This is a genomic window from Moraxella bovis (genome assembly GCF_002014975.1).
GTDB lineage: Bacteria > Pseudomonadota > Gammaproteobacteria > Pseudomonadales > Moraxellaceae > Moraxella > Moraxella bovis.
This window is the reverse complement of record NZ_MUXV01000050.1, coordinates 1-25,176: the sequence shown is the minus strand read 5'-3', so window position 1 is coordinate 25,176 and position 25,176 is coordinate 1. Positions and strand designations below refer to the sequence as shown.

At 39.9% G+C, this 25,176-nt stretch carries 29 protein-coding genes; 4 read left to right on the top strand and 25 right to left on the bottom strand.

The features are described from left to right. Window positions 1–737: hypothetical protein (locus B0182_RS11345; protein WP_211271645.1), on the top strand; the 737-nt coding region annotated here is incomplete at its 5' end. Window positions 738–1,014: 277 nt separating this feature from the next. Here B0182_RS11345 and B0182_RS14045 read toward each other — a convergent pair. The 20 genes from B0182_RS14045 to B0182_RS11245 form a co-directional block, all read right to left on the bottom strand. Further along, the gene (locus B0182_RS14045; RefSeq protein ID WP_143821730.1) at window positions 1,015–1,317 is read right to left on the bottom strand and encodes a hypothetical protein; all 303 of its coding nucleotides are present in this window, start codon (window positions 1,315–1,317) and stop codon (window positions 1,015–1,017) included. A gap of 180 nt (window positions 1,318–1,497) precedes the next feature. Beyond that, window positions 1,498–1,821 (bottom strand): hypothetical protein, encoded by a 324-nt coding sequence (locus B0182_RS11340; protein ID WP_078275045.1) that lies wholly within the window; start codon window positions 1,819–1,821, stop codon window positions 1,498–1,500. A gap of 1 nt (window position 1,822) precedes the next feature. Further along, window positions 1,823–2,185 carry a hypothetical protein gene (locus B0182_RS11335; RefSeq protein WP_078275044.1) on the bottom strand — a complete coding sequence of 121 codons (363 nt, stop codon included), beginning with the start codon at window positions 2,183–2,185 and terminating at the stop codon, window positions 1,823–1,825. Between the two features lie 122 nt (window positions 2,186–2,307). After that, on the bottom strand, window positions 2,308–2,562 hold the full coding sequence (locus tag B0182_RS11330) for a hypothetical protein (RefSeq protein WP_143821729.1): 255 nt from the start codon (window positions 2,560–2,562) through the stop codon (window positions 2,308–2,310). 169 nt (window positions 2,563–2,731) lie between these two features. Beyond that, window positions 2,732–3,598 (bottom strand): hypothetical protein, encoded by an 867-nt coding sequence (locus B0182_RS11320; RefSeq protein WP_078275041.1) that lies wholly within the window; start codon window positions 3,596–3,598, stop codon window positions 2,732–2,734. 19 nt (window positions 3,599–3,617) lie between these two features. Then, window positions 3,618–3,959 (bottom strand): hypothetical protein, encoded by a 342-nt coding sequence (locus B0182_RS11315; protein ID WP_143821728.1) that lies wholly within the window; start codon window positions 3,957–3,959, stop codon window positions 3,618–3,620. A 40-nt stretch (window positions 3,960–3,999) separates the two neighbouring features. Further along, entirely contained in the window at window positions 4,000–4,437 is a 438-nt protein-coding gene (locus B0182_RS11310) for a hypothetical protein (protein WP_078275039.1), read from the bottom strand. A gap of 7 nt (window positions 4,438–4,444) precedes the next feature. Then, window positions 4,445–5,086: a hypothetical protein gene (locus tag B0182_RS11305; RefSeq protein WP_078275038.1), complete on the bottom strand. Its 642-nt coding sequence runs from the start codon at window positions 5,084–5,086 to the stop codon at window positions 4,445–4,447. Further along, on the bottom strand, window positions 5,087–5,632 hold the full coding sequence (locus B0182_RS14040; protein ID WP_112742626.1) for a PAAR domain-containing protein: 546 nt from the start codon (window positions 5,630–5,632) through the stop codon (window positions 5,087–5,089). A 62-nt stretch (window positions 5,633–5,694) separates the two neighbouring features. Further along, window positions 5,695–7,176: a type VI secretion system contractile sheath large subunit gene (tssC, locus tag B0182_RS11295; protein WP_078275037.1), complete on the bottom strand. Its 1,482-nt coding sequence runs from the start codon at window positions 7,174–7,176 to the stop codon at window positions 5,695–5,697. Between the two features lie 9 nt (window positions 7,177–7,185). Continuing rightward, complete coding sequence (gene tssB, locus B0182_RS11290) at window positions 7,186–7,707, bottom strand: type VI secretion system contractile sheath small subunit (RefSeq protein WP_078275036.1); 522 nt, start codon at window positions 7,705–7,707, stop codon at window positions 7,186–7,188. A 27-nt stretch (window positions 7,708–7,734) separates the two neighbouring features. Beyond that, complete coding sequence (gene tssA / locus B0182_RS11285; protein ID WP_078275035.1) at window positions 7,735–8,766, bottom strand: type VI secretion system protein TssA; 1,032 nt, start codon at window positions 8,764–8,766, stop codon at window positions 7,735–7,737. Window positions 8,767–8,775: 9 nt separating this feature from the next. Beyond that, on the bottom strand, window positions 8,776–9,291 hold the full coding sequence (locus B0182_RS11280; protein ID WP_078275034.1) for a TagF domain-containing protein: 516 nt from the start codon (window positions 9,289–9,291) through the stop codon (window positions 8,776–8,778). Then, window positions 9,285–12,785, bottom strand: a complete 3,501-nt coding sequence (tssM, locus tag B0182_RS11275) for a type VI secretion system membrane subunit TssM (RefSeq protein ID WP_244893691.1) — start codon at window positions 12,783–12,785, stop codon at window positions 9,285–9,287. Before tssM ends, B0182_RS11280 begins: the two co-directional genes overlap by 7 nt. A gap of 79 nt (window positions 12,786–12,864) precedes the next feature. After that, window positions 12,865–14,124: a type VI secretion system protein TssL, long form gene (tssL, locus tag B0182_RS11270; protein WP_078275032.1), complete on the bottom strand. Its 1,260-nt coding sequence runs from the start codon at window positions 14,122–14,124 to the stop codon at window positions 12,865–12,867. A 56-nt stretch (window positions 14,125–14,180) separates the two neighbouring features. After that, on the bottom strand, window positions 14,181–15,515 hold the full coding sequence (gene tssK / locus B0182_RS11265) for a type VI secretion system baseplate subunit TssK (RefSeq protein ID WP_078275031.1): 1,335 nt from the start codon (window positions 15,513–15,515) through the stop codon (window positions 14,181–14,183). A gap of 33 nt (window positions 15,516–15,548) precedes the next feature. Beyond that, the gene (gene tssJ / locus B0182_RS11260) at window positions 15,549–16,292 is read right to left on the bottom strand and encodes a type VI secretion system lipoprotein TssJ (protein ID WP_158079703.1); all 744 of its coding nucleotides are present in this window, start codon (window positions 16,290–16,292) and stop codon (window positions 15,549–15,551) included. Beyond that, window positions 16,279–16,887 (bottom strand): hypothetical protein, encoded by a 609-nt coding sequence (locus B0182_RS11255; protein ID WP_078275029.1) that lies wholly within the window; start codon window positions 16,885–16,887, stop codon window positions 16,279–16,281. Before B0182_RS11255 ends, tssJ begins: the two co-directional genes overlap by 14 nt. Then, complete coding sequence (locus tag B0182_RS11250) at window positions 16,877–17,305, bottom strand: hypothetical protein (protein WP_078275028.1); 429 nt, start codon at window positions 17,303–17,305, stop codon at window positions 16,877–16,879. The genes B0182_RS11255 and B0182_RS11250 overlap by 11 nt, the downstream gene beginning before the upstream one ends. Before the next feature lie 298 nt (window positions 17,306–17,603). Then, the gene (locus B0182_RS11245) at window positions 17,604–18,083 is read right to left on the bottom strand and encodes a hypothetical protein (protein WP_078275027.1); all 480 of its coding nucleotides are present in this window, start codon (window positions 18,081–18,083) and stop codon (window positions 17,604–17,606) included. Window positions 18,084–18,237: 154 nt separating this feature from the next. On the opposite strand from B0182_RS11245, the gene B0182_RS11240 reads away from it, so the two are divergent. The 3 genes from B0182_RS11240 to B0182_RS11230 all read left to right on the top strand — a co-directional run bounded on the left by B0182_RS11240 (window position 18,238) and on the right by B0182_RS11230 (window position 19,877). Continuing rightward, window positions 18,238–18,849, top strand: a complete 612-nt coding sequence (locus tag B0182_RS11240; protein WP_158079702.1) for a PAAR domain-containing protein — start codon at window positions 18,238–18,240, stop codon at window positions 18,847–18,849. A 76-nt stretch (window positions 18,850–18,925) separates the two neighbouring features. Beyond that, entirely contained in the window at window positions 18,926–19,483 is a 558-nt protein-coding gene (locus B0182_RS11235; protein ID WP_078275025.1) for a hypothetical protein, read from the top strand. After that, on the top strand, window positions 19,476–19,877 hold the full coding sequence (locus B0182_RS11230; RefSeq protein WP_078275024.1) for a hypothetical protein: 402 nt from the start codon (window positions 19,476–19,478) through the stop codon (window positions 19,875–19,877). Before B0182_RS11235 ends, B0182_RS11230 begins: the two co-directional genes overlap by 8 nt. A 193-nt stretch (window positions 19,878–20,070) precedes the next feature. On the opposite strand, the gene B0182_RS11225 is transcribed toward B0182_RS11230, so the two are convergent. The 5 genes from B0182_RS11225 to B0182_RS11205 all read right to left on the bottom strand — a co-directional run. Beyond that, window positions 20,071–20,538 carry a hypothetical protein gene (locus tag B0182_RS11225; protein WP_078275023.1) on the bottom strand — a complete coding sequence of 156 codons (468 nt, stop codon included), beginning with the start codon at window positions 20,536–20,538 and terminating at the stop codon, window positions 20,071–20,073. A gap of 303 nt (window positions 20,539–20,841) precedes the next feature. Beyond that, entirely contained in the window at window positions 20,842–21,324 is a 483-nt protein-coding gene (locus tag B0182_RS11220; RefSeq protein ID WP_078275022.1) for a hypothetical protein, read from the bottom strand. Between the two features lie 18 nt (window positions 21,325–21,342). After that, complete coding sequence (locus tag B0182_RS11215; RefSeq protein ID WP_078275021.1) at window positions 21,343–23,241, bottom strand: T6SS phospholipase effector Tle1-like catalytic domain-containing protein; 1,899 nt, start codon at window positions 23,239–23,241, stop codon at window positions 21,343–21,345. Window positions 23,242–23,249: 8 nt separating this feature from the next. After that, window positions 23,250–24,299, bottom strand: a complete 1,050-nt coding sequence (locus B0182_RS11210; protein ID WP_078275020.1) for a DUF2931 family protein — start codon at window positions 24,297–24,299, stop codon at window positions 23,250–23,252. Then, window positions 24,289–25,176: DUF2345 domain-containing protein (locus B0182_RS11205; RefSeq protein WP_143821727.1), on the bottom strand; the 888-nt coding region annotated here is incomplete at its 5' end. The genes B0182_RS11205 and B0182_RS11210, both read right to left, overlap by 11 nt.

Below are 25,176 nucleotides of genomic sequence, written 5' to 3'. Positions count from 1 at the left end.
AAGTCAATATTATGACCAACTCAGATAAAGAAAAGATGATTATTCTTATCAGTACCATCACAGATGATAGACAAAAAGCTGAACAATTGTTTAATGAATTGTATTTAGCTTATCTAGAAAGATATGAGAAACTAAAAGATTTTCCTGAATGCAAACAATATTGCCCCATATCCGTAACGATACAATACGAAAATAGAGACATTGATTTGCATGGCAAAATTGATGAAAGAAATATTTTACAAAACTACCCAGAAAATCGGCATAGCATTGATATTTTTTTATTGCTGACTATAGGTATTAATAAAGACACAATGGTTTTTATGGGTAAAAATCGGACGATTTTACACGAGCTGGGGCACAGTTATGGTCTATATCATACTTTTATACAAAATGAATTATCCATCAACAGTCCCCATACTTTTTTTGAGGGTATACCGATAACATCATGGATTATCAGTCTTTTCAATTGCCCCAAGACATCATTGATAAATAGCGTGCAAATCCAACAACCAAAAAGCCAGATAATAACAACCCAAGAATCAACACAATGTTCTCATTATTTAAATGGCAATGGGACATCATCCAAAACGACAAAAGCATCCAAAGAAGTCAATTATATGTTTAAATCACTCATCTTATTGTTAGTCATACTATTGTCAATACAAAACGCTTACGCTTTAACCGAAGAGTCGCTTTGCAAGCTATCTTCTTATATCAAAATGCTTAAATACAAATAATGAAAATTTTTAATTTTACATGAGTTGAGGTGTGGTTTTGGTTTAGTAATTGCTTATTTGCTTGAGAGCTAAAATAAGATTATTGGAGTAGAAAAGTTGTAAGATTCTACTATTTGCACAGATTAAAGATGGATAGCATTACAGATTATATGTTTATGGTTTTTTACCTCTTTAAATACAGGAATAATAAACTATTCATAATGAATAATATCTGGAATGTTATCCAAATAAGCAAATGATTGTTATGACAATAAATAATAGATGACCATATCATATTCTAGACGGTTGAACTTTCTACAAATAAAAATGTAAGATATTGACATACAAAGTAAACAGAAAATAAAAAGGCATATCCAATTTTATTTCTCACTGGGGATAAAAATAATGCAAAGAAAAAAGTAACCATCGCCAATAATTTAAATGCGACATCATCATCTCCTCCAGTACCATTAATTTGATATAAATACATTATTGAATATTTATCATATCCAAAAAAAATTTTATTATATTCAATAAAAAGCAAGGGGAATACTGATAAAAACAAGCATAGCTTTGATGCTGTTAAAAGAAATTTTGGCATGAGAGTTTTTATTTATGGTTAATTAGATGAATAATATATTTTATCCGCCCATTCCAACACTTTAATAGTATATGTTTTTTCAAATTCTTTGCCTGAAAACATTGCATCGTAAAATCTCCCATGTACTTGAATGGTGATGAGTTCTATCTTGGTAGGCGTACCTGCAATAGTTAAGTCCGACTAATCTGTTCTATAAACAGGTTTATTATATATGTCTTTATTGGTTTCATACACTTTCGTCTCCACCATAATATCTTCATTTGAAACTTGTATGTCAACCGTTTCCTCTATAATGGCGGCTTCTATCTCAATTTTTGCATAATAAGGTTGATTGAGATGTGCTTCGGGTAATTCTTGGATGGTAAAATTTGGTCGATTAGCAATGTAAGATGAGCTATAAAATACAATAACCAAAAAAGCAATTAACAATACTATGATTGCCAAAAACCATAATACCATTTTTTCCCATAATGCCATATTATCCCATAATGCCATCTTTTTCATATCATACCCTTTTTACAACAAAAGCGGTTTTGTGGTAAAACATGAATTTATTAAGTGGTAAATTTGGCTGAATAGGCCAATTGTTCTCACCCCAAGAAAATACCGCCAAGTGCACTATGTCTGTTAATTTGGTATTTAAATCAACAGCATTTTTCCCACTTCGCAATAAACTTGTCCATACCACCCAATGATTTGGTAAATTTGGACCGCCACCCCTGGGTAAGATATTGCTACTAACCAGAGATACGACATAGTAATTATTGGTATTAAAGTACCTATTTAACTCTTTATGATTGGTGTGATTATTTAAAGCAAATTTATCCACCAAAGAGAATCCTGCCTTTTTAAACCATTCTATCAGCATGGGCGGTGCAGTGATGGCTGCTGTGTCATCTCTGGGATAATTTTACCCATAGATTGACAGGCAGGGCACCAGACATCATCGCTGATGTAGCTTTGTTTTTTGCCATAGACCCCTACCTGCATCTATTCTGCGTATAAAGTAAAAGTTCTTTCAAAGTGCAATCTACCACCACCATAAAAACCTGTTGAAACATGAATGTAATACATTCCTTGTTCTTTGGGTACACCTCTAATCCAAATGGTATTATCAAATGTATCCTCATCGTATTCAACTGTGAAGTGATCATCGTTAAAATTTGTCATAATGATAGGGTCGTTCATCGGTCCAACTGCCACAAAAAAAACCAGAGTTGGCACGAATCTTAATCCCTTGCTCATAATACTGACCTACTTTGGCATATGGCAACAGCGTAACATCAGGTTCAACGATTATTGTGGAATGACATCCATAAAAAATACCAACACTCAAAATGAGTAGTGTCATTAGCAATTTTAGCAGTATTTTTTTTAGTTTCTGTTTGTTTTCAATCAACATCTTGCTGACCCTTTATTGGTAAACAAAGACCTTATAAACATGATTACGAAAGTCATCAAAGCTGACATTGGTATTGATGGAATACTTATTCTTTCCCCAACTAAATACCGTCAGCTTGACAATATCGCTGTCTTTTAGATTGTTGGTAATAGGATTTCCGTTTTTGTCATTTAAAGTACTTGTCCATACCACCCAATGCGTTGGTAGGCTGATTTTGGCAAGATCACTTAATAAATCGCTATCTATCAGTGCCACTATGCAATATTTTTTGTGGTAATACTCATTGAATGTGATGAATGCTTGAACAGAACGAAAGTTTGTGATTATTTTATCGTCAACACGTCTAAACCCTGCTTGGACAAACCATGAATCTAGCTGTAAGGGTGTGGTTGCAGCAAGGGTTTTGTTAAAAATGCTTTCATCAGGACTATCATAAGAAAAGACCCAATTGGATGAACTTCTAAGTCCTGCCAAGGTCATCCAATCTATCCCAAGTATTCTTGGTGTGTTATTATCATAAAAGAGATCTTTTGGGCGTTTGCAGGCATCTTTTGGCTTGATAATCAGTCTAGCAATCTGTGCTTCACCTGTTTGCCAAAGCTGTTGTACTGCTATGCGATAAAAGGCGGGGTGTTTAATTTGCAAGCAATAAAAAAATGCTGCAGGTCCACACAGACTGGTATATTTTTGATTGGGAAATGTTTTGTCTGTTCCGTCTGTCAACCTCTCCCTTAACTGCCCTTCAATTACATTCCAAGCAAAAGGATCTAACTGGTCGCCAATCCCATGCTCATAGGCGATAAACGGTCTATTACAAATGGTTTGAGTGGTAACTGGTGTGCCAGTACCAGCAGAGGTGCAGGTGGTTTTATTACTCATTATTCATCTCCTTATTTTGTCAGTCCAAGTCTAGTTTAATCTCATAATCATCAGGTGAATCTGTAAAAAAGTGTGGGGTTTGACCATTTTCATCAGTTCTACCTGAGTGTATCTTGCCTGTCTTTTTGTTTTTGGCGGTATATGAGACATTAGCATAAGGATAGCGATCATCATCTACAAAGCGTACTGAAGTGCTATAGGTGCTGGGTGTTTGGGTTGGGTTTTCTTTTAACCGACCAGTACTTATTGCCACGCCCTGTGAACTGACTTTTTCTTTAAAACTCATCTGCGAATGCACAAGCTTTGGCGGTGGACTACATTTACATAGACATAGGTCGTCATTTAGGGCAGGCCAAACCATTTACTTTAACAGCCGCAGATTATTGCTAGATTTATTAAAATCAATCAAGACCATCATCTTTTAAACAGTTTTTTATGTTTTTCCCATAAAAAACTTTTTTGTTATTAATGCAAAAATCAAATCCAGAAAATCCATGACCTCCAAGTTGATATTGATATAGCATAAAATGATAAATTTTTTTATCATGAATCATGGAGGGGTAATTTTCAATGGTTAATTTTGATACTTTTTTCCCCAAACCTTGCGAATAAACAGTTTGGCTGTCATAACCAATATCAAGACCACTTGCATAACCTTCTTGAATCTCAAAGACTAAATCGTTTTGCTCAATAATTGCATTTTTTAATGAATTATTTTTGACAAGGTCTTTGTCTTGAGACATGATATGACTTATCCATAACATCAAACCAATCACCATAACAGAAAAACATAACATAAAAACAGCAATTGCCTTTATGAATTTTTCTACCTTTTTCATACTAGTCCTAAACACCAATTGCTTGCTTTACTTTTTCTTCATAAAGCCGAATCACTGTATCCAAATTTCTAGCCCTGACATTAGTTTCAAAGTTTTTTGTTATCATTAAGTCGGGGTTTCTTTTAAATTTCAATGCCCAGTAATCAGCTATGATTTCTGCCTGAGATTCCATGTTGTAATCTGACAACTTGGACTTAATTGTCACAATATTAGAGACCGATTTATTCTGAGAAGTTTGCATTTTAATCACCTTGCTTCCAAATGTTTGGTGAATGTTGTATAAATAAGGGTTAGTATCATTAAGACGAGCACAAGTATGTATTTTAGCACCTATCAAACGCACCCACATGCCCTTACGGCTTTGCCAGACATGAGCCATCTCATGGATAAATAAGTGTTTCATGCTATCGCCATCAAGAGCATAATTTTCTCTATATACCTTTTTTGCTGGATATAAATTGCCATTGGGTGTTACGATGGTTTCTTCTTGTTGATTAGGTAGGTAATCAACCTTAAATACTTTAACTGCTTGATACTTAATGGTTTCACCAAATATTAATCTTGCCAAGGCTATTTCTTCTGCCGTTAAATCTCTGCTTGGTATGTTAATGATTAGCTTGTCACCACTTTTATTGATTGGTATACCCATTTAGCTGTCTCCATCTTGCGAGAAAAACAGCTCTAAATCCGTAATTTCTGTTTCTATATCGCTATAGAAAATATCTGTATTACCTTCATCATCAAGCTCTCCTTCGTATGTTATACCATCTATCTTTAATCTATATCTCAAAAATGGGATAATATCATTATTCATTTCTCCAAAGTCGAACTTAATGCGTTTATCAAAAATTTTTGAAATACTCTTTTCCTTGTGATTTTTGGGCTGAGTGTTATAGCCATCATCAACCACTTCCCTAAAACTCGTCTGCGAATGCACAAGCTTTGGCGGTGGATTGCATTTACATAGACATAAGTCATCATTTAAGGCGGGCATTCGTCCATTTACTTTGGTGGAGAGTCTGTCTTGGTCTGGGATAATTTTACCCATAGATTGGCAAGCAGGGCACCAGACATCATCGCCGATATAGCTTTGTTCTTTACCATAGACCTTAAAGGATAGGGTATTGGTGGTTTTTTGGACGATGCCACCTGCGGTGGTGGTGTCGCCTTCTAGGATATAGTAGCGAATGGTCATAATATTGCCCCTTACATTCTAAAAAAATAGCAACCCCCCGCCTAAGGGGTTGCTATGTTCTGCTAGTCCTTTCTAAGAGAGGGGAGTTTGGACACCAATCGCAAGGACACTGTCAATCCCTCTAGTTGATAGTGCGGACGCAAGAAAAACTTGGAGGTATAAAACCCTGGGTTGTCCGCCACTTCTTCCACAATCACCTCAGCTGCTGCCAAAGGTTTCTTGGCTTTGGTCTCTTGGGATGAGTTGACCGGATCGCCATCGACATAATTCATAATCCAATCATTAAGCCAACGCTCCATATCCTCGCGTTCTCTGAATGAGCCGACCTTATCACGCACGATACATTTTAAATAGTGAGCAAAACGACAACAAGCAAACAAATAGGGCAGTCGTGCTGATAATTTGGCATTAGCAGTAGCGTCTGCATCGTGATATTGGGTTGGTTCTTGTAGAGACTGTGCACCGATAAAGGCGGCTAAATTAGAGTTTTTGCGATATACAAGTGGCATTAACCCATTGGCGGACAGCTCCGCCTCTCTACGGTCGCTAATGGCAGTCTCGGTTGGGCATTTTAAGTCCACACCACCGTCATCAGTCTCAAAGGTGTGAGTTGGTAGGTTTTCCACCGTACCGCCAGATTCAACACCACGGATAGAAGTACACCAACCATACTCGCTAAATGAGCGGTTGATATTGACTGCCATGGCATAAGCGGCATTTGCCCATGCATACCCTTCATGGTCTGATACCTGCTCTTCAAAGTGAAACTCATCAACAGGGTTACTGGCACTACTATAAGGTGCTCTCACCATAAATCTAGGTAATGCCAACCCCAAATACCTAGCATCATCACTGGCTCTCAAGTTTCTCCATGCTGCATATTCTGTGTTTTGGAATATTTTGGTGATATCTCTTGGATTTGATAACTCCTCCCAAGAATCCATCTGCATAAGGCTTGGATTGGCACCCGTAATGAACGGACAATGAGAAGCAGAGGATATCTTAGCAACCTCCGTCAAGATTTCAATGTCTTGTGGACTGTGGTCAAAATAATAATCTCCCACCAAGCAACCAAAGGGCTCGCCACCAAACTGCCCATATTCTTCTTCATAGATTTTTTTGAATATTGGGCTTTGATCCCACATCACCCCTTTAAACTTCTTGAGGTTGCGAGCGAGTTCTTTTTTGGTTAGAGGCATAACCTTGATTTTAAGTAGGTGATTGGTCTCGGTATTATTGACCAGATGATGTAGCCCACGCCAAGCACTCTCCATTTGCTTAAATTCTTCGTGATGGATAATTTCATTAATTTGATCGGATAGCTTTTTATCAATCTGAGCGATGATTGCCTGGATGGTTTGATAAGTATCCGATGAGTGCTTGACAGTGTTGCCCAGTGCTTGGCGAGCCAATGTTTTTAGTGCACCTTGAACCGCATCTTCTGCTTGCTTGGATTTGGGCTTGAATTCTTTATTGACCAAAGCTTCAAAGTCATTATCGAAAACAGTTTGGGTGTGTGTTTGATGTTCGTGTTGCGTAGCCATGACGCCTCCTTAGGAATTATTATCTTCTGATGTGGCGTTTTTTGGCAAAGTTGCCAAAGATTGAAGCAGTTCATTGTCAGATAAAATCTTATCAATCAAATCTTCTGCCCCCGCCTTACCATCCATATAGGAAAGTAGATTTGACAACTCTGTTCTTGCATCCAAGAGTTGTTTTAATGGGTCAATTTTTTGTGCGATTTGCTCTGGTGAGAAATCCTCCATTTTTTCAAACTCCATTTCAATACCGAGCTGAGTCCCATCCTCTTCTAATCTATTATCTACATTAAAAGCAACTCTAGGCTTGATTGATTTCATTCGGTCGTCAAAATTGTCCGCATCAATCTCCATGAACGCTCTATCGGCAATGCTTGGCAACTCCTGCTTGCTTTTGCCTGCCAAGTCAGCAAACACACCCATCACAAAGGGCAATTCTATCTTTTTTTCGGTGCCATACACCTCCACATCATACTCAATCTGAACACGAGGCGAGCGGTTTTTGGCAATAAATTTCTGAGCGGATTTACTATTCATGTCATCTCCTACGGGTTTGACTTGGGTTTAATTAAATTCATCATCATTAGACAAGGGTTGCCCCACCAAATTTTCCAATCTATCTAATGATTCTGGACTGATGTCTTTCATTATTTCATAAAAATTAAGATTCATCAATTTTTGAATGCGTCTGATAAATAATGGTGCAGGATGTGAAGGTTCATGCTTTTCAAAATACACATGAATCTTTTCAAGCAATAATTGCACATCCTCTCTTGAATTTACAGAATAGCTCGCCCAATTCATCACAGGCGTGACAGATTCTGCTGTTTTTATGTCGGTCATCTTGGTTGGTGTGACATCTTGTCGCCCCAAACCAGACTCTCCTGATTGGTTTAGTAAATCCAAAATCTTTTGAATTAACTGCTCAGCAGGCTCAAACTTTAGACCACTTATCTCATATTTTTCAAATAATACCTTGATTGCCGATATGAGCACCCCTGCCTCTTTTAGCTGGCTTATGGGCGAGTGCTCATCTTCGGAGGCAACAGACAAATCAATGACCAGCCTTTGAATACCTCCAGCATATAGTGACTCATCATGGCTCTCCAAAAAAGCCTCTATCTCTTTTACCGTATGAAACTTTCCTGACAATCCATTTTTGACCAAAGGGGCATTTCTTAGGTCTTTTAAGATACCATCAGGAGCAAAGAACAAAGACAGTGCATTCACTCGAAAATCAGGGTCATAATCACCATCTTCATCAACAAGCTTTGGAAAGATATCCTCCCAATATTTCTCAAGATTACCCTTGATGATAAACAGCCCTTCTTTTAATCCCATAAGCCCATTTAGTACAATACCACTTTGAGTAAAATAACTCATAACAAGCAAATCTTTACTCTTATGCAGTAAAATCTGATGACAAGACTCATAAATAGCACGCCAGTCCTTGATTCCAGCTTCAACCACCAAATCGCCATATTGTTGCTCTGGTTTGTCTTGTAGTAGGCTCATTAAGTTTAAAAAATCGTCGTCATACTCGATATTATGCCCTGCTACCCGCTCATCATGCAATGGCGCCAAAAAGTCATCCATCCAATCCTCCTAAGAACTCATGATTAATTTACGATAAAGTGTACTACTTAACTGTGTGGAACTCAAACGCTCTGGAGCACAGCAGACATTCTGCCAGATGCCTTCATTTGATGGCACATCAACTCTTTGCAAAAAATCTTCATAGCCATCCAACAGCTCACCATTATTCATATCTGCAAGCAACGAAATGTCAAAACTCGCCTGCCTAATGGCCTCTTGATAACCATCTCTAATCAACATTAATGACTGCTTTTCATATTCATGAAACAACACAAAGGCGAATTCCCTGTGTCTGCTGTCATGACTCGCCAAAAAAATACCTGAAATCTGAACTGGCAAGTCATGACCATCCATCATAAAAAAATACACGCTTGATCTTTTGTGATTTTGCTTTAAAATCATCTCACCAAGCTGACCCTGCCCTCGAATCATCCAGTCAGTGATGGTCTTAGACCATAATGGCAAGTTATGTGATGTGAGGAACTCGGCATGGTGAGGCAATTTACCATAAAATGACACTAACATACAAACCCCTTTAACTCACCAAGTAAAAAAGGATTTGTGCCAGAGATAGACTTAAACTCAATATGTACTTCATGTTTATCTAATTCAAAGGTTGCAATCACCCCTTTGTTGTCTTTGGTGTTAATAATCCGACTTGCTTTATCCATCAATCTAAACACAGACCAATCACCCTTTACTTCCAAGCCATGACTTTGGTTATTAAAATCCATGGCTTTTAGAGTCATGCTTTTTTGCGTTGATGGCCAAGAGAGTTTGATGCTTTTTTGAGGTCCATGATAATAGGTGGTCTGCGTACCATCATAACTTACGGACAGCTCTTTAATATCTTTATCCATCGCCATGATTTTCATCGTAAAATCCAATGCAGGGTTTTTGGAGCCCGCCAAAAATTTTGTATTGATTTTTTGGGCATTTTGGTAATGTTTATGCCTATCCGAACCTTCAAGTAGCGACAAAAAAGGGGTGCTTAGTCGCTCATTCACCAAAATATTACTCTGCAATGTCTGCATAAACAAACCCTCCGAGCCAAATACTTTGGCAAACTCTTGAAGCGATACTTCTTGAGAGGCTGATTTATCAAAAGGATACTTTCCAGTAATTAAGCTTTCACAGCCTTGCCTGACATGGGCATCTTGTTGTTCAGCGATGGACAGTACCGTTTTTTTTTGCTCTTCGATGACGGCTTGTGCTTGCTCGTCTTTATAGGTTTGTTGATAGTCTTTGCTCGTTTGGGAGATCTGCCCCACAAATTGGTCTAACATAGGTCTAAATGGGTCAGGCAGACGACTGACCTGAGCCTGATAGTTAATGACTGGCTTGTTATCAGGCATCAGCGCATCATTGTTTTGCATGCTCATCTGCAATGCCACCAAATACACATACAAGTCATTGATTGATTTGGCAATTTCATCCAACTGAGATGGCATGCCTTCACTGCTTTGGGCTAATACATGAAATTGAGAAAAATGAGTTGCCACATCCTGCAGATAGCCTCTCATCTGAGCAGAAGTTTCGTTGGTCTTGGCGGTCTTTTTAGCCTGCATCACAGCTTCCTTGCCCTGCTTGGCTTCCTGCCCTGTGTTCGCCGTGGCATCGTTGGCAACATCAGGTGTTGGCTTGGCAACCTCCTCCACAAGGTTGGTATTATCATAAATACCACGGATAATGCCTGCCAAAGAAGAGTTTTTTTCTGATAACTGCTTTGACATGACGATGGTTTGTTGTAAATTTTTTGGTTCTAACATCCTAATGTCTGCAATGTACTGTTGCCAATAGGTGATATAGTCATTGGTGTATTTTTGATAAATATCTGACAACACCTGCTCTTTTGAGGCAAAAAAATCATTGCTTGGCATGACCCAATTTTCTGTATTATAAAAATTATCTAGGCGAGTATTTACATAAGGCAAAAACAGGTTCTGATAGCCATATTTTGTGTACAGTACTGGCATGGGAGAATTCAATGTCTTGCCACTTATCCTGCGAAATAAGCTTTGCGTGGCAGAACCACCCATGGACACAAAAGATACGGACGGCATGCCTTTGGTGTCAAGAGTTTGGGTATATCCTATCAAATCGGCATAGACCACATTACCAATATCCTGCCCTGCCAATATCTCTCGGGCTTTATTTATCATCGCCAAATCTTGGGGATCTTTTGGCGTGATTTTTTTGTCAATCAATATTTGCTTTAACTGCTCAAAGTTATCAGCGTTTGACTCAAATGCTTCATTAGGTAAGTTGGACTGCACCCATCCGGCGATAAATTTGCCATCATAATGCTTATGATTATAAAGCATGAGATAGGCTTTTAGATTTTGATATAGTCCCGCCAAAGAGCCTTGGGTGGTGTTATTTTTGAGCTTCTCTTTGATGGTGGTGGAGATGAGTTCGTTCAAACTCCCCTCAATAAGCGAACGATATTTTTGTTGTGAGGTGGCATAAATCCTGTCATAATCATTTAGACCAACATAGCCCAAAAAACTTTTTTGGGTTAGCTCTGCTGATATGTCACGATTGGGGATAACCCTAACTTTGTTGGCAAAATCAAGTACTGCCAAGGCATTACTACCATCCACCGAGCTTGAGACGGCATGAGCCTCTTGGGTGTTTTTCTCCACCTTGTCAAGATATGCCGAGTTCTTGAAGAAAGCCTTGACAAAAATCACCGCACACGCAATGGTTAATACTGACAATAACAAGCACAATCCCCAATAAATCATTCTTTGCTTCTTGAGCCAAGAAGCGTCCGTCCCTGCCAAATTGGACGCCTCCATCAAAACAAAATGGTAAAAATGATTAATAAAATAAGGCTTTGAACCAAACATTAAGCCGTTATTGTCTTGGATGTATTTGGATTGCAGTTGGTATTTGGGATTGGCATGAGTCATCTCCCCCATTTCCTGCTGAGCAGAACTGGTAAAATAAACCCCGCCCAAATGAAGCATGGCATCGTATTTTGACAAATTTAGGAGTTTTTTGAGATAGCTTTTTAGGTGCGTGGTAAAGTCAGCAAATTCTGAGGCAAAAGACAATGCCAAATCTGATGGTTCATTCTGCTGATTGTTATATGCCACACTGTTAAATATATTTAACTCAATGGATTCTGCGATGTCGTCTAATTTTTTGGTGATGATATTTATCTTTTCTGCCGAATTATCGGACAAAACATCCAAAGTAATGCCAAATACCTTATTTCTATCCTCTTCGGTAAGATAATTAAAATACTGCCCAAAACCAGTAATGAGGTCAATTTTATTAATGACCACATAAAATGGGAAGCTGATGTTAAATGTGTTTTGCACCTCTTGCAATCTAATTCTAAATTCGGACAGCTGGCTTTCTAGATACTGCTCATCATTTTTCATGATGTCGTCCGCCCCAATCATCAACACCAGCCCATTGATAGGCTGTTTGGTACGGCACCGCTTTAATAGATGGAGTAACTCCTGCCAGTCATCACTGTTTTTTGACTGGTTGTCCTGCTCAACGAATCTACCTGCTGTATCAATCAGTACCGCATCATCCGTCAAAAACCAGTCACAATCTTGTGTGCCTGCCAATCTAGAAGTATTATCCACGGTGCCAATGGGGAATTTTAACCCCGAATTTAGAATAGAGGTGGTCTTTCCAACGCCTGAAGCACCTACCAACAAAAACCAAGGTTTTTGATAGATGTAACCTTTTTTATCCGTAAATAGTCTTTGTACGAGATTTTTGTTTTGTGTGTCATTATGCTTTTGCAAAATCAAATCCACCGAATTGAACTGTTCGGTGATTTTGTTTTTATTGACTGCTTTATCATCAGAGGATAGGTCGCTGGCTTTTAGCTCTTCCATGACGTGTTTGTTAAGCTGTCTTTGTTTATACCATTTATAGACATTTACCCCGATTACCACCAGTATAATAAGGCAACTTAACAAGACTTTTACCCAAGTTGGCGCCAAAGGCTTCCATGTGCCTATCTGAAGATAAGCACCCCCAAACCAAATCATGGAAATTAGAGATACCGCCCCAAATCCACCCCATAGCATCCCAACATTTATCATCGACAAAAAGTTCATTATTACCCCATTATTGCATTGTGTTAATTTGCGTGCCTTCAGTATCTTGTAGCGATGGCGAGCCTTCATTCAAATACACAATGATTTCTACTCTGCGATTTTTCGCTCTGTTTAATTCGGAATCATTAGGCAGTACAGGATTTTGATCGCCTTTACCCTCAGAACGCACTCGAGAAGCATCTTCAATATATCTGAGCAAAATCTGCTTAACTGCATCCGCCCTTCCTTGTGATAAGTGCCAGTTAGAGGGGTAAGCCGAACTACTGATTGGTCTATCGTCAGTATAGCCTGAGACAATAATCTGACCATGGACGATATTTAGGGCTTGGCTCACACTTGCCAATACAGGGAAAAATCTATCTTCTATCTTGTCTGAGCCTGAAGCAAATAGCTCATCGCCCAAGATGGTAATCTTGCTTGCTGTTGGCGTCTCACTGACCTCAATAAGCCCGCTTTCAATCTCATTTTTGAGTAGCGGTGTCAGCCTTCTTGGTTGTGTGCTTGCAACGGGCGTGTCTTGTTTGACGGGAATGGTTAGTGCTTGTATGGATTGATTGATGTCGTCTGTTCTGTTTGTAAGCTGATAATCAAAGATTTTATAAAGCCCCAATAAAAGCAAACCAAAAGCCAGTGCCATTACCCAAATAGGCACCACCTTATTTCCAATACCGCTTAGCTCGCCTGCTGATGACTTATCCATCAACAATGGCGATGAGGGCAATGACTTGTATTTGGCGATGAGTTTTTCCAGCTCTTTTTTGAGGTTGTGAACGCTGACCTGTCCATTATTGAGCACTTGATATTTGCCCATATACCCAATAACCAAACAATAGTACATAAACTCAATTAAGTTAAGATTTTTTTGGGGCTCTGCCTTGATTTTATCCAACATGGCAAAAAACTGCTCGCCACCCCACGTCTCACTATGAAACGTGACCAACAGACTGTTTGCCATCCACTCTTGATCCGCCCAACCATGCTTGGCGGCAAATTCATCAAGCAGCGTGCATAAACAATATCTGGCAGCACGAACCGTCTCATAACGCACACCCATACCCTCAGACTGCTCTTCAAAAACCTCAATCTGTGCTTTTAGATGTTTTAATACTTCTGCACTCCCCAGATTGCTATAGTAGTACTTCATCTGAGAGGCTATCGCAAACAAGGGAATGGCTGATTTCACCAAAGGATTGCTGTCATCAGCATTGATAGAGGCACTCTGCTGACTGGATAATCCTGTCTCAATTTCTTCAAATCTGACCGTTTGCATGATTTGTCCTATTTAAATGCATTATTATCATAACTTAACTCATCATGCCTGTTTGATTAATAAACAGGTTTGATTGCCCAAAATTCGATTTGTAACTCTGGAAATTCGCCCGCCAGATGTAGTGCCATGCCTGATGATTGGTGCAAATCCGCCCACAGCTCAGAAGTCTTATCAAGCTCAAAGTAGCTAAACCCTGCATAATACGGGAGCTCTCTGGGTGCCGTTGCCAATGCATTGACCTTGACCCCAGGCAGATGATAAGCCACCAAATCTTTGATTTTTTCAACAGAGCCAATCTTGATGGTCGCTGGCAGTGTCTGTCTTAATGTCTCCGGCTGGATATTGGCATTCACCGCCAATACAAAACGGCAGTTATTAAGCAGTGACTTATCAGGTGTAATGGCAACTCGAGTCGTCTCATCAGTCATCTCAAACGGAATGAGAATGGCTTTTTGTTCTAGCACAATCGACAGAGCCTGTTTTAGCAACGCCATGAGTTCAGCATAACACTCTTTGAGATTATCATGGTGGTAACTCGGCAATGCCAAGTTCATTTTGGTTGGCTCGAACGTGCTTAAGTCACCATAGAGTTTTAACCAACTTTCATATAATTCACAAGGATGTATCACAGGCAATGTGGCAGTATGGTGCATATAAGCCTGATAGCGATTAAGGGTCTGTAAAAACAGGAAGTCTCTGACGTCATTACTTGTCATTAGAGATGGGTTGGTCAAAACCCCAGTCAAGGATTGAATACGCTGTTTTAATATACCATGCAACTCTTGATGATGATTGGCTAGAATCTCATTTTTGTTCACGTTCAAAAATGGTGGGATGAATGTCTTGTCCAGAAAATATTCGCCGTTGGCGTTGCTTGATAAAATCTTGGCAACAGGCAGGTGAATCATGCCATCACCAAGCTGGCTTGATAATACCAAACGTAAGTTTTTATTGGCAACGACGACCTGTCTTTTGGCAGAATTTAATTCGGTAGCATCTGACAGCTCAATACCGTGCAGGATATACTGAGCATTTATGCCATCAGCATCATCAATCATGGCATAGTTTTGCTGGTATACAGACTCATTTGACCACGCCAAATACACGGTTTCGGATTCTATGTTTGGCGGGATTTCTATCTTTAATCTTGGACAGCTTTGAGAAGTCTCTTCAAAATACAAGCCATTTTTAAAAAAACCGCTGACCTGTGCCACTTCTAAAATACCCATTTCCTTGGCGGATTCATTAAAATCCAAGTTTTTAAAACCCCAATGATGGTTTTTATTGAGTGCAAAATTATTAATCAGTGTCTCAAAATAACGCTCTTGCTGTTGAAAATGCTGAGGTGAGATTAACGTGCCCTCTCCCCAAACAACCTTAAAATCAATCATACGCTCACCTCTTGTAAAAATATAAAAATCATATCAATCCGCCATCAATGCTTTATCCGTAGCAGTTTTACCATCCCCTAAGACATCAACCGCATCCAGCTTTGGCCTGGGTGACGAAAAATAGCCCTTTGACATGTCAGCAGGTGCAGATTCTTCAAGTGCTTTTTCAAGTTTTTTTAATGCTTTGTCTTGCTCACGCTTGGTGAGTCTTTTAAAATCCTCCATGCTCTTGCCTTGCTCTTTGAGTTTAAAGGCAAGCATTTTACTCAAAGCTTCTTGTTTGGATAACTGAACCACGCCCTGTGGCTGAACATGCAAGTATAAAAAATGATTGTCCCTAACTTGATACCAGCGTTTATCCTGCTTTTGTAGAGATTGCTTCCAATCATTTGACTCATCACGATAAGCTGTCGCCACTCCTAGGTATTTAGTTTTGTCATTTAGGGGGAGCTTGAATTCTAAAAGCTCGTCAGGTCTTAGGGTGACATCAGTCTGTTCAAGCATGCTTCCGCCCAAAAGCTCATCATAAGACTTATCATCACTCGCCATTTGTGGCAGTTGTCTAAACTGTATCTCAGAACTTAGCTGTAATAATGTTAGACGAACAGGTGAGGCAACACCCAACACATCCTCATTGATGTCGGCGTCAGACATCAAAACCACGTCAATCTCAGAGGGTGCTTTGTCATCACTTGACGGCAAAGAAGCACAGCCATACAGAGTCATGATGGGTAATAAGATACTCCACAGACCTTTTGTGCGTTTAATAATATTCATCATCATCCTTATCTGTATTATCAGGCTTGGCGTGTTGGTCTAAGATGTTTTGGGTGGCTTCTTTGAGTTTTGTTAAAAATAACTGCTCTTGAAGTTCTTTTTTGTGTTCATAAGAGAGGCTTGACTGAATGTACTGTGACAAATAAACCGCCATGTCATCAGAGGGTTTATCTGCATCACCTTGGGTGCGACTGTCTTTGTACATCTGCCTAAGCTGTGCCACATTATACAAATCCATATAAATGGTAGCGATTTTTTCATTCAACCAAGAGTCAAACTCAGATGAAGATACAGCCTCTACCATGCTCTGTTTTAGCATGGGTGAAGTCGCTTTGTCCTCGTAGTACTGTTTGATGATTTCTTTTTGCTTATGGGTTTTGATAAGCTCGGCAAGCACTTCATTGACCAGAGTCTCGGTATCGCCTTTTAGAAGACCTGGGATTTGATGGGACTGAGCCACTTGATGGGCGATAAAGTATTCCTCATCTAGATCAGCCACTGCGATGGTCGATGTCGTCAGCAGTCCTAGCAACATCATCTTTGGCAGTAAAACCCAACTGCGTGTAAAGCTTTGGGATATTAACTTATTTTTCATCTGCCTTGTCATCCTCATGGTTGGTCTGGTTCGTCTGACCTTCTAATGTCTCATCATCCACTGCTGTCTTATCGGGTGAATCATCAGGATAAACCAAAGCAGAACGATGCTCCATGCCAAAATTTCTATCCAAAAAAAACTCATACATTGACTGTTTGAGTTCTAATAATTTTTTTGCCAGAAGTTCATTATTTTGACTGTCTGTGGTTGCTGGGGTCTGAGCCCTTTGTAAGTGTGTCAGTGACTGCTCATGCTCCTTTTGCAGAATCAAATATGCCTTGACAATCTCATCCTCAATCTGTCTCTCCTCTGCGGTGAGCTCTCTATCTGCCTCTGCTAAGCTCTCAAAAATGGCTTGGCGAGCATACTGCCTTGCCTTATCTTCTGATGCCCCAGTGTTGGCGTGTGCGGTCGTCATACATAACACACAACACAATATTCCTAATATATTTTTGCGTTTAACCATACTTTACCAATCATCAACGTTGCTATGCTCATAATAAATCAAACAAAAGAAGCCACCCGACCACATCAAATAGATGTCTAAATCACCCTATAAAATCATACATCATTTAGAACAAAATAACAACAATTATTATTAAAATTTATACAGCCACACTTGGGTTAAAACGTTCGCCCCAATCCTCTTTTTTGACTGTACGAGCGTGAGTGTAGGGGTTGTAGCCCCTACATGACGACAACATCATACCACAATATTATACACAAGGGCGTTTACGACCATGGCTGTCTTTGCAGGTGGGCATGATAGATTCATGGCGTTTCCAGTATTCTAAATCTTTAACAGGAATGGTAGGAACACCATTTTTACAAATAAAGTCATTTAAAGCTAAGGGTAATTGGTGTTTGGTTGTAAAAGCATTTAATTCCGCCTCACTACGAATCTCCCGACCTTGACAGTCTTTGGGGAGTTTGGGGGTGTCGCCATCGCAGATAAAGTTACCGCCGATTTCTAGGGGGAGACCGTGTTTTTCTAGATAGCTATTTCCTTCATGAGCATGTATAAATCCTTTTTGACAATCAAACCTCGCCTCACCTCGAGCATTTTTAAATCTCTTTGATTTGCCATTTGCCCCTGCTTTTTGACCGTAGCCTCTTAGACCTTTAAATGGGTCGCAGGCGGTTAGGGTAAATGATAATAAAAGTATTGATAAAATAAGCATGGCTTTGGTTTTCATAAGGTCTCTCCTTATTTAGTCTTGATAAACGGTTCTCTCAATATACAAACACAGAGCAAGCTAACTTTTACGATCGTGTGCCACAAACATGATTGATATCAACTTTGTTTAATGATACGATAATCATATCGAAAGTTTATAGAGAGTAATGATTATGTCCGTTTGTCCTGCCATAAGACAAGGTGATACTACGACACATGGTGGTACAGTCATCACCGCCTCCTCTAATTTAAATATTTATGGAAAAACAGGTGCTTGTATGGGCGATATGGTTACTTGCCCAAAATGCCGAGGTACCTTTCCTATTATTGAAGGCGCCTCTAGTGCCAATACCTTTGGCAAATCTTTAGCATTAGATGGCATGATGACTGCTTGTGGCGCCAAACTCATTGCCTCGCAATCACAGTTTGTGGTAGAAATAACAAAAGGTAAGGGCGCTGCTCACAAAGCTTCCAGCAACACCGATTCTGCCACACCTTTGTTTGATGAACAGTTTGTCCTACAAAGTGAAGACGGTACATTGCTTACAGGCATGGTATATGAACTCAAATTTTCCGATGGTTCTATCATTAAGGGGGTAACCTGCGATGAGGGTTGTACAGAGCGTATACAGGCAGATACCGCCTTGGAATTGGTAGAAATTAGTTATCCTGTACTTATCCCCCCTCCCAAGGGGACTGCTGTAGTGCAAGTGCAGAGATTGCCATGTATGATTTGCCTATCAATCAATACCAAAGTCAGCCTACCCTACTTACCAATTCACTGATTGGCATTTCAAAGAAAATATTGCAACTTATTTTGGTAAATATAGAGGGCTTACTGCAAATGAGCGTAAGCTTGTCATGTCGATATTTAAAGACAGCATTGACTATGATAAAGTTAAGATTCATCATGGACGATTTATCCCAATCTTTCAGCCCAGTCAAACTGCCATGACACCCTTTGGTACCATTCATTTTCCTGACGATATTTACGAAGAGGACTATACTTCACCTAGCAGGGTATTTCCGGATGTTATTTCTTCAAAAAATCTTTTTGTTCACGAAATGGCCCATGTATGGCAGTACCAATTAGGTTACTCGACTTTTTTAAATGGTATTATTATTGCACTCAAAGGGGGTTATTTCGGGAATAGAAATTATATACATCATGATGGTTATCCAGTAGCCAATGCTTATGAGTATCTTTCTAAAGTTCAATCCAATCAAGACTTATCTGACTTTAATATGGAGCAGCAAGGAAGTATTATTGCAGATTATTTTATAGACACCACAAATAACCATACATCTCCTAGTCCTCATCCATACACAAAAGGAATGCCTCTTATTGATAGCATTTTAAAAGAATTTAAAAACAACCCTTCCAATAAACAACTACTTCCAAGAGATAATCATGCTTAAAATACCTTTTTATTTACTTGTATTGTTATTCTCTAGTCATGTTTATTCTACATCAACTCTTGCCAAAGAAGATGGTAAAATACTTATTATCCTAAAAAATAATTACCCCTGCTTTTATTTAACAGATAATGAGCCCATTTATCATATTGGGTTAGCTTCTAGGGGATTGGATGGTTATAAGTACAATTATTCACATAAAATTGGCAAAGAAAAATTTGGCTTTAGTGAAAGCACTTGCATTACTGTAGACCATCATAAAGACTTTCCCTACAACACTCCGTTTAGTGTGTATGTCGGTGGTTATAATAACGCCTATATACAAAATAGTCCAAATGACATCAAGGAAATAGAAGTAGTAGCCACATTTATTCTACTACCAACTTTTGTATTTTAAAAACAGAAAAAACACGACTGGTCAAAGCCAGAAAATCGCATTTTTGGGAGACTGGTGGTCAATTTAAATGCACCGATCAGGACTGGACGCAAAAATAATTGCCGCTTGCCCTTAAAATAAACATGATTTAACCAAGAAAGCTCAAATAGTAAGTCTATAACTGTAGTCGTATACCCCACATCATACCGCAATATTATACACAAGGACGTTTACGACCACGAGAATCTTTGCAGGTGGGGTTGTATTTTTCTTTGGTTTTCCAATACTGCAAATGTTCTGCTTTTACTTTGGGAATGCCATTAACACAATCATAATAAGGTAATCCAATAGGAAACTGATGTTTTTCCCAAAAAGCAATAAATTCCGCCTCACTACGAATCTCCCGACCTTGACAGTCTTTGGGGAGTTTGGGCTTGCCATTTTCACAGATAAAGTTACCGCCAATTTCACGGGGTAGTCCATAACGATCCAAAAAACCCAAACCTGATATTTTCTCACCTTGACACCCCCATACATCATCCCCTCGAGCATTTTGAAGTCCACTACGTTTACTTCCACCTGCCCCTGCCTCTTGTCCATAGCCTTTTAAAGGGTTGCAGGCGGTTAAGGTTAGAGCTGATGATAAGAGAATTGATAAAATCAGCATGGCTTTGGTTTTCATGGCATTGCTCCTTGTTTAGCCTTGATAAACTGTTCGGTAGAACTGATTGGTGTTTGGGTTGATTTGGGGAATACTGACTTGTGTACCAATCAGGCTTAAAAATTTTCTATCCATACTGCTACACCAGTGTAGGTAGTCGTGAAATAGGATTTTGCTTTTTTCTTTGTCTTTGATATAAACATAGCAGTCTTTACCCTCTTGTGTGCCATTGATAATATCATTATCAACAAAGTATTTGGCTTTGTTGGTTTTAAAGTCTTGGTATTTCTCCCAAGCTTTATCAATCAGGTCTTTGGAGAGCTTTTACACACAAGGGCGTTTACGACCACGAGAATCTTTGCAGGTGGGTTTTTCTCTTTCCATCTGCTTCCATGTTTCTAGCTGTATTGCAGGAATGCGTGGCTGACCATTCACACATTCAAAGTATTTTAGACCAATAGGAAGTTGATGTTTTTCCCAAAAAGCAATAAATTCCGCTTCACTACGAATCTCCCGACCTTGACAGTCTTTGGGAAGTTTGGGCTTGCCATTTTCACAGATAAAGTTACCGCCGATTTCACGGGGTAGATTATACATTTTTAGGTAACTATGTCCCTCATAATCTCTTATAACCCCCCCCTTACAAGTCCAAACATTCTCCCCACGAGCATTTTTAAATCCTTTAAATTTCCCATTTGCCCCTGCCTCTTGTCCATAATCTCTTAGACCTTTAAATGGGTCACAGGCACTTAGAGTTAGAGATGATAAGCTTATCATAATGATAAGGCAGATGTTAAAAGGTTTCATGGCATTGCTCCTTGTGATTTAGCCTTGATAGACTGTTCTATAAAATTGATTAGTTTTTGGGTTGATGTGGGGAACACTGACATAAGCCAGTAAGAGACTGGCTGGGTCTCTTTTCATGGTGCTACACCAGTGTAGATAGTCGTGAAATAGGATTTTGCTTTTGTTTGCGTCTTTAATACCAACATAGTACTCTTTGCCCTCTTGTGTGCCATTGATGATATTTTCATTAACAAAGTATTTGGCTTTGTTGGTTTTAAAGTTTTGGTATTTTTCCCAAGCTTTATCAATCAGGTCTTTGGAAAGTCCTTGTAGCATTGTATCACCATCAAAGGTGTTCATGTCATATTTACTAAAATTATAATTACGATTAACACCAACATCGGTCATAATGTCAAGCATCAGTTTGGTGGCGATTTTGGGGTAGTGTTTGGAAATGTCATCAACCCTGTCTTTGCCATTTTTAAAATCCCTACGCACCTTAATCTTATCCATTTTAAAGGTATCATCATCTCGCCAAATCTCTTTTTTATCTTTGTCAAACCAACCTTGTGCTGACAAGATATCAATCACTTTGCCAAAATCCGCCCGTTGCAGTTCTAGCAGGGCTTTTTCTTCGGCTTGAGCCACTTGAAATAAGCCTAGTGCCAACAGTTTGGCTTTGGTTAGGGGGATAAAGGGTAGGTTGGCTAGGTTGTATTTATGGCAAATGGTGGTGGGGTCATCAACATGTTTTAAGTCCCAATCTTTTTGCCCTGTCTTAGGATTAATCTCTTTGTCTTGTACCCACCTTGTCTCCAGCCCATCACCAATATCGGTATGGCAACCCGGTAGGACGACCTCAAAGCCACAGCCATTTTGAACCGCACTGGCAATGGTGGTGGTGGCAAACTTTTGGCGAAACTCGTGCCCTGCGACAATGTGGACGACTTGATTGGGTCTGCATGTATCGCTAAAGACGAGCCCTTGTTTTTCGTCTTTGACATCATCATCGTGGTTTAGCCCGATGGAGCTGACGGTGTCAAAGAGTCCGACAAACTTCACTTTAAAACGAGTGGTTTTTAGGTCGTCTTTAAAACTGAGTTGTTTGGCGGGTGGTTTGCGGTTTTCTCTGTCTGAAATATGGTCAAAGGGTTGTTGGGTGACATGCCGCTCTTCTTTGTTTAGTAGCTTATCCACCTCTTTGGTAATATCCTTGTCATATCCGTATCTTAGCACACGATGAACAAACATACGAGCGGTGGCAGCCCCCCGACTAAAACCATAGACATTAAAGCTGACTTGGTCAATCTCCATGGCTTGGCTCTTTTGTTGTATGACATTATATATCTTTCTAAACATTTGCTGAAGTTTGCCATAAACACCGCTATCGCCCATGCCCAGACCAGAGCCAATCATACTATCACCTGAGAAGTCTTGTTTGATAAGACTGTAATGGGCATTTTTTGGGTCATAATCAGAATGCTTGGCAGGAACCAAAGGATTGGTTTGCTCTCTGGCTTTATGAGGTGTTACTGCACCTGCACCATCGACATACAGTGCCACCATACGCTCATTACCACCAAAAGCTCGTGCCAGTTGGTCTACACCTGTGGGAGCTCGGGAAAAACTTGTGTTATTGCCGTTGTACTCTTTTTTGAGTAGCCGTTCGGCATAGGTGGTATCCCCATCAAATGGACGACGGGTCTTTTTTTGGTTCTCCCCTTTACTAATGGTTGCCTCAACACCGTGAACTTTGTCAGGGTCATTATACCTATCACTATTATAACGACTGTTCCAAGTGCCGTCAAAGAAAACATTGATTTCCAAGCAATTGACCGTGCATTCAACACAGGAGTTATCTTTGGAGTTACTCGTGCCTTTGCCGATGCTTTTTTGGGGAGTTTGCCCTGTGTTTGCGTTGGTATTTGTGTGTTCCATATATCCTCCTATTTAAACCAAGGATATTCATCATCAGCAAGTGTTTTTGTGATGATGTGAGCATCTAGTGCTTGTTCTTTGTGTCCATTGGTCAAAAATACAGTATCCGCCATATCTTTGGTTAGGTTAATAACCAATGCGGTGGGTCTGTTTGAGCTAAAAAAGCCTTTGAATACCTCAAACACCGCCACATCATCCTCAGGCTGTTCAGTTTTGCCAAACTGATGATGAGATAGGTTAACCAGTGCATAATGTCTCTGATTGTTTTTTCTAAAAAAGAGTTCTATCCAAGCAGGGGCAGGTTGTAGTTTTGGGGAGGCATTTGTGCTTTGTTTGTCTGCTGATGTTAAGTGTAAAGATGATTCGCCATTGACATAAATAACTTGATGGGCAAATAGTGCGACATCACAGGCGATATGCCAAGCGAATTTGCGTTCACTGTATTCTTGCCATCTGGTTGGTAGATTGCCGTTTTTGATTTGTTCTTGCACTGCTTTTGGTGCTTTTACTAATTGTTTGGCAATATACTGTTCCATTGTCATCAAGTCAGGAGAAAAATGGTTGGTTAGTGCAAAAAACTCCCAAGAAGCATTTGCCATCTCTGCTTTATGTGTGCTAAGCTCTTGTATATGATTGCCAAACCCTGCTCGCAGACTCACAAAGCCATGTGGAGCGATGGCAAACTGAATGGTAATAAGGTTTTTGATAACCTGCTTATTCGTATCAAGTGTTTGCTCTGCCAACGCTTGCAATGACTGTATGGGCAACGGTAGGACAGCGTGATAAAAACAAGACTCTGCAAAGGATAACCACATCAGTTTGACACCCACAGGCAAAAATGTGGGACTACTGGGTGAGCCTCCGATGGTATCTACTGCACCATTACGCCAACCACCGCCAGCTTGGGCATAAAAGCCCACTCGTTCATCCCCCATCTCATCAAAGAACCAAAAACTCTCTCCTGCCACGAGCTCTATCGGGTAGTGTGTGGGGGCAAGCACTTGAGTGTTCCACATAACTTTTGTCAGAACATTGTCTTGTTTTGTACTATCTGTCATCTAAAAATACCTCCAAATCGTCTGTCAAGCCACCTGTAAAGATACGCTCGGTCTGTCCATCTTTGTCAGTGACACCATAAAACACTTCGCCTGATTTACTGACAATCTTGTAACGTTCGTTTGCTAAAATATTCCCATCAATATCTCTAAGCACAAACATCTCATCATTAAACAATGGACTGTTTGTCTGTATGGGCAAACTGTTTGCCCCTGAGAGTTCGTGGCTTGTGGCAAGAGCCTTCCAGTCGCCATCTGTACCCTGTTCAATGCCTTGTGGGGTAATGCGAATATAGCTGCCTCCTGCATTGATGAGAATGCCTTGTTTGGCGGTGATTTCTACCCAGTCGTTGTTTGAATGGATTTTGATGTTGTTGAGTGCCAGTACATCAATACCATCGGTTTGGGCATCGAGCTCAATTTTTCCTTTGGCAGCAAACAGACGAATACCTGCCAACTGAGCAAAGAAACGGACAGCCCCTCTAACAGTGGCAAGCAGACTTTTGCCAGCACTTAGGCTAATGTGCTGTGAGGCGGTTACGGCAGTATGATGAGCAGATGCCAAATGAAGTGATTTGTCAGACAAGGCTTGTATGCCCTCTGGGCTATGTAGGGTTAGCTGTGGCGATGAGATTTCTTTGGTGTCGCCTGCACCACGAAGTGCCTGTAACTGCTCTGAGAGTTTTTGGGCAACAGCGGATTGGTCATCTTCTTCTTGGGCTTGATGGGAGATGGCCGAGTTTGCTAGATTGGTGTGCTGATGATAGGCGGTATCTGCAATGCCAATCGGTTCTTGGATATCTGTCAAATGAGACTGTGCCTGTGTGCGTGCTTGGGTGGATAACAAAAGTCCCCTACCCGCTCTTATCACCCCATGTCC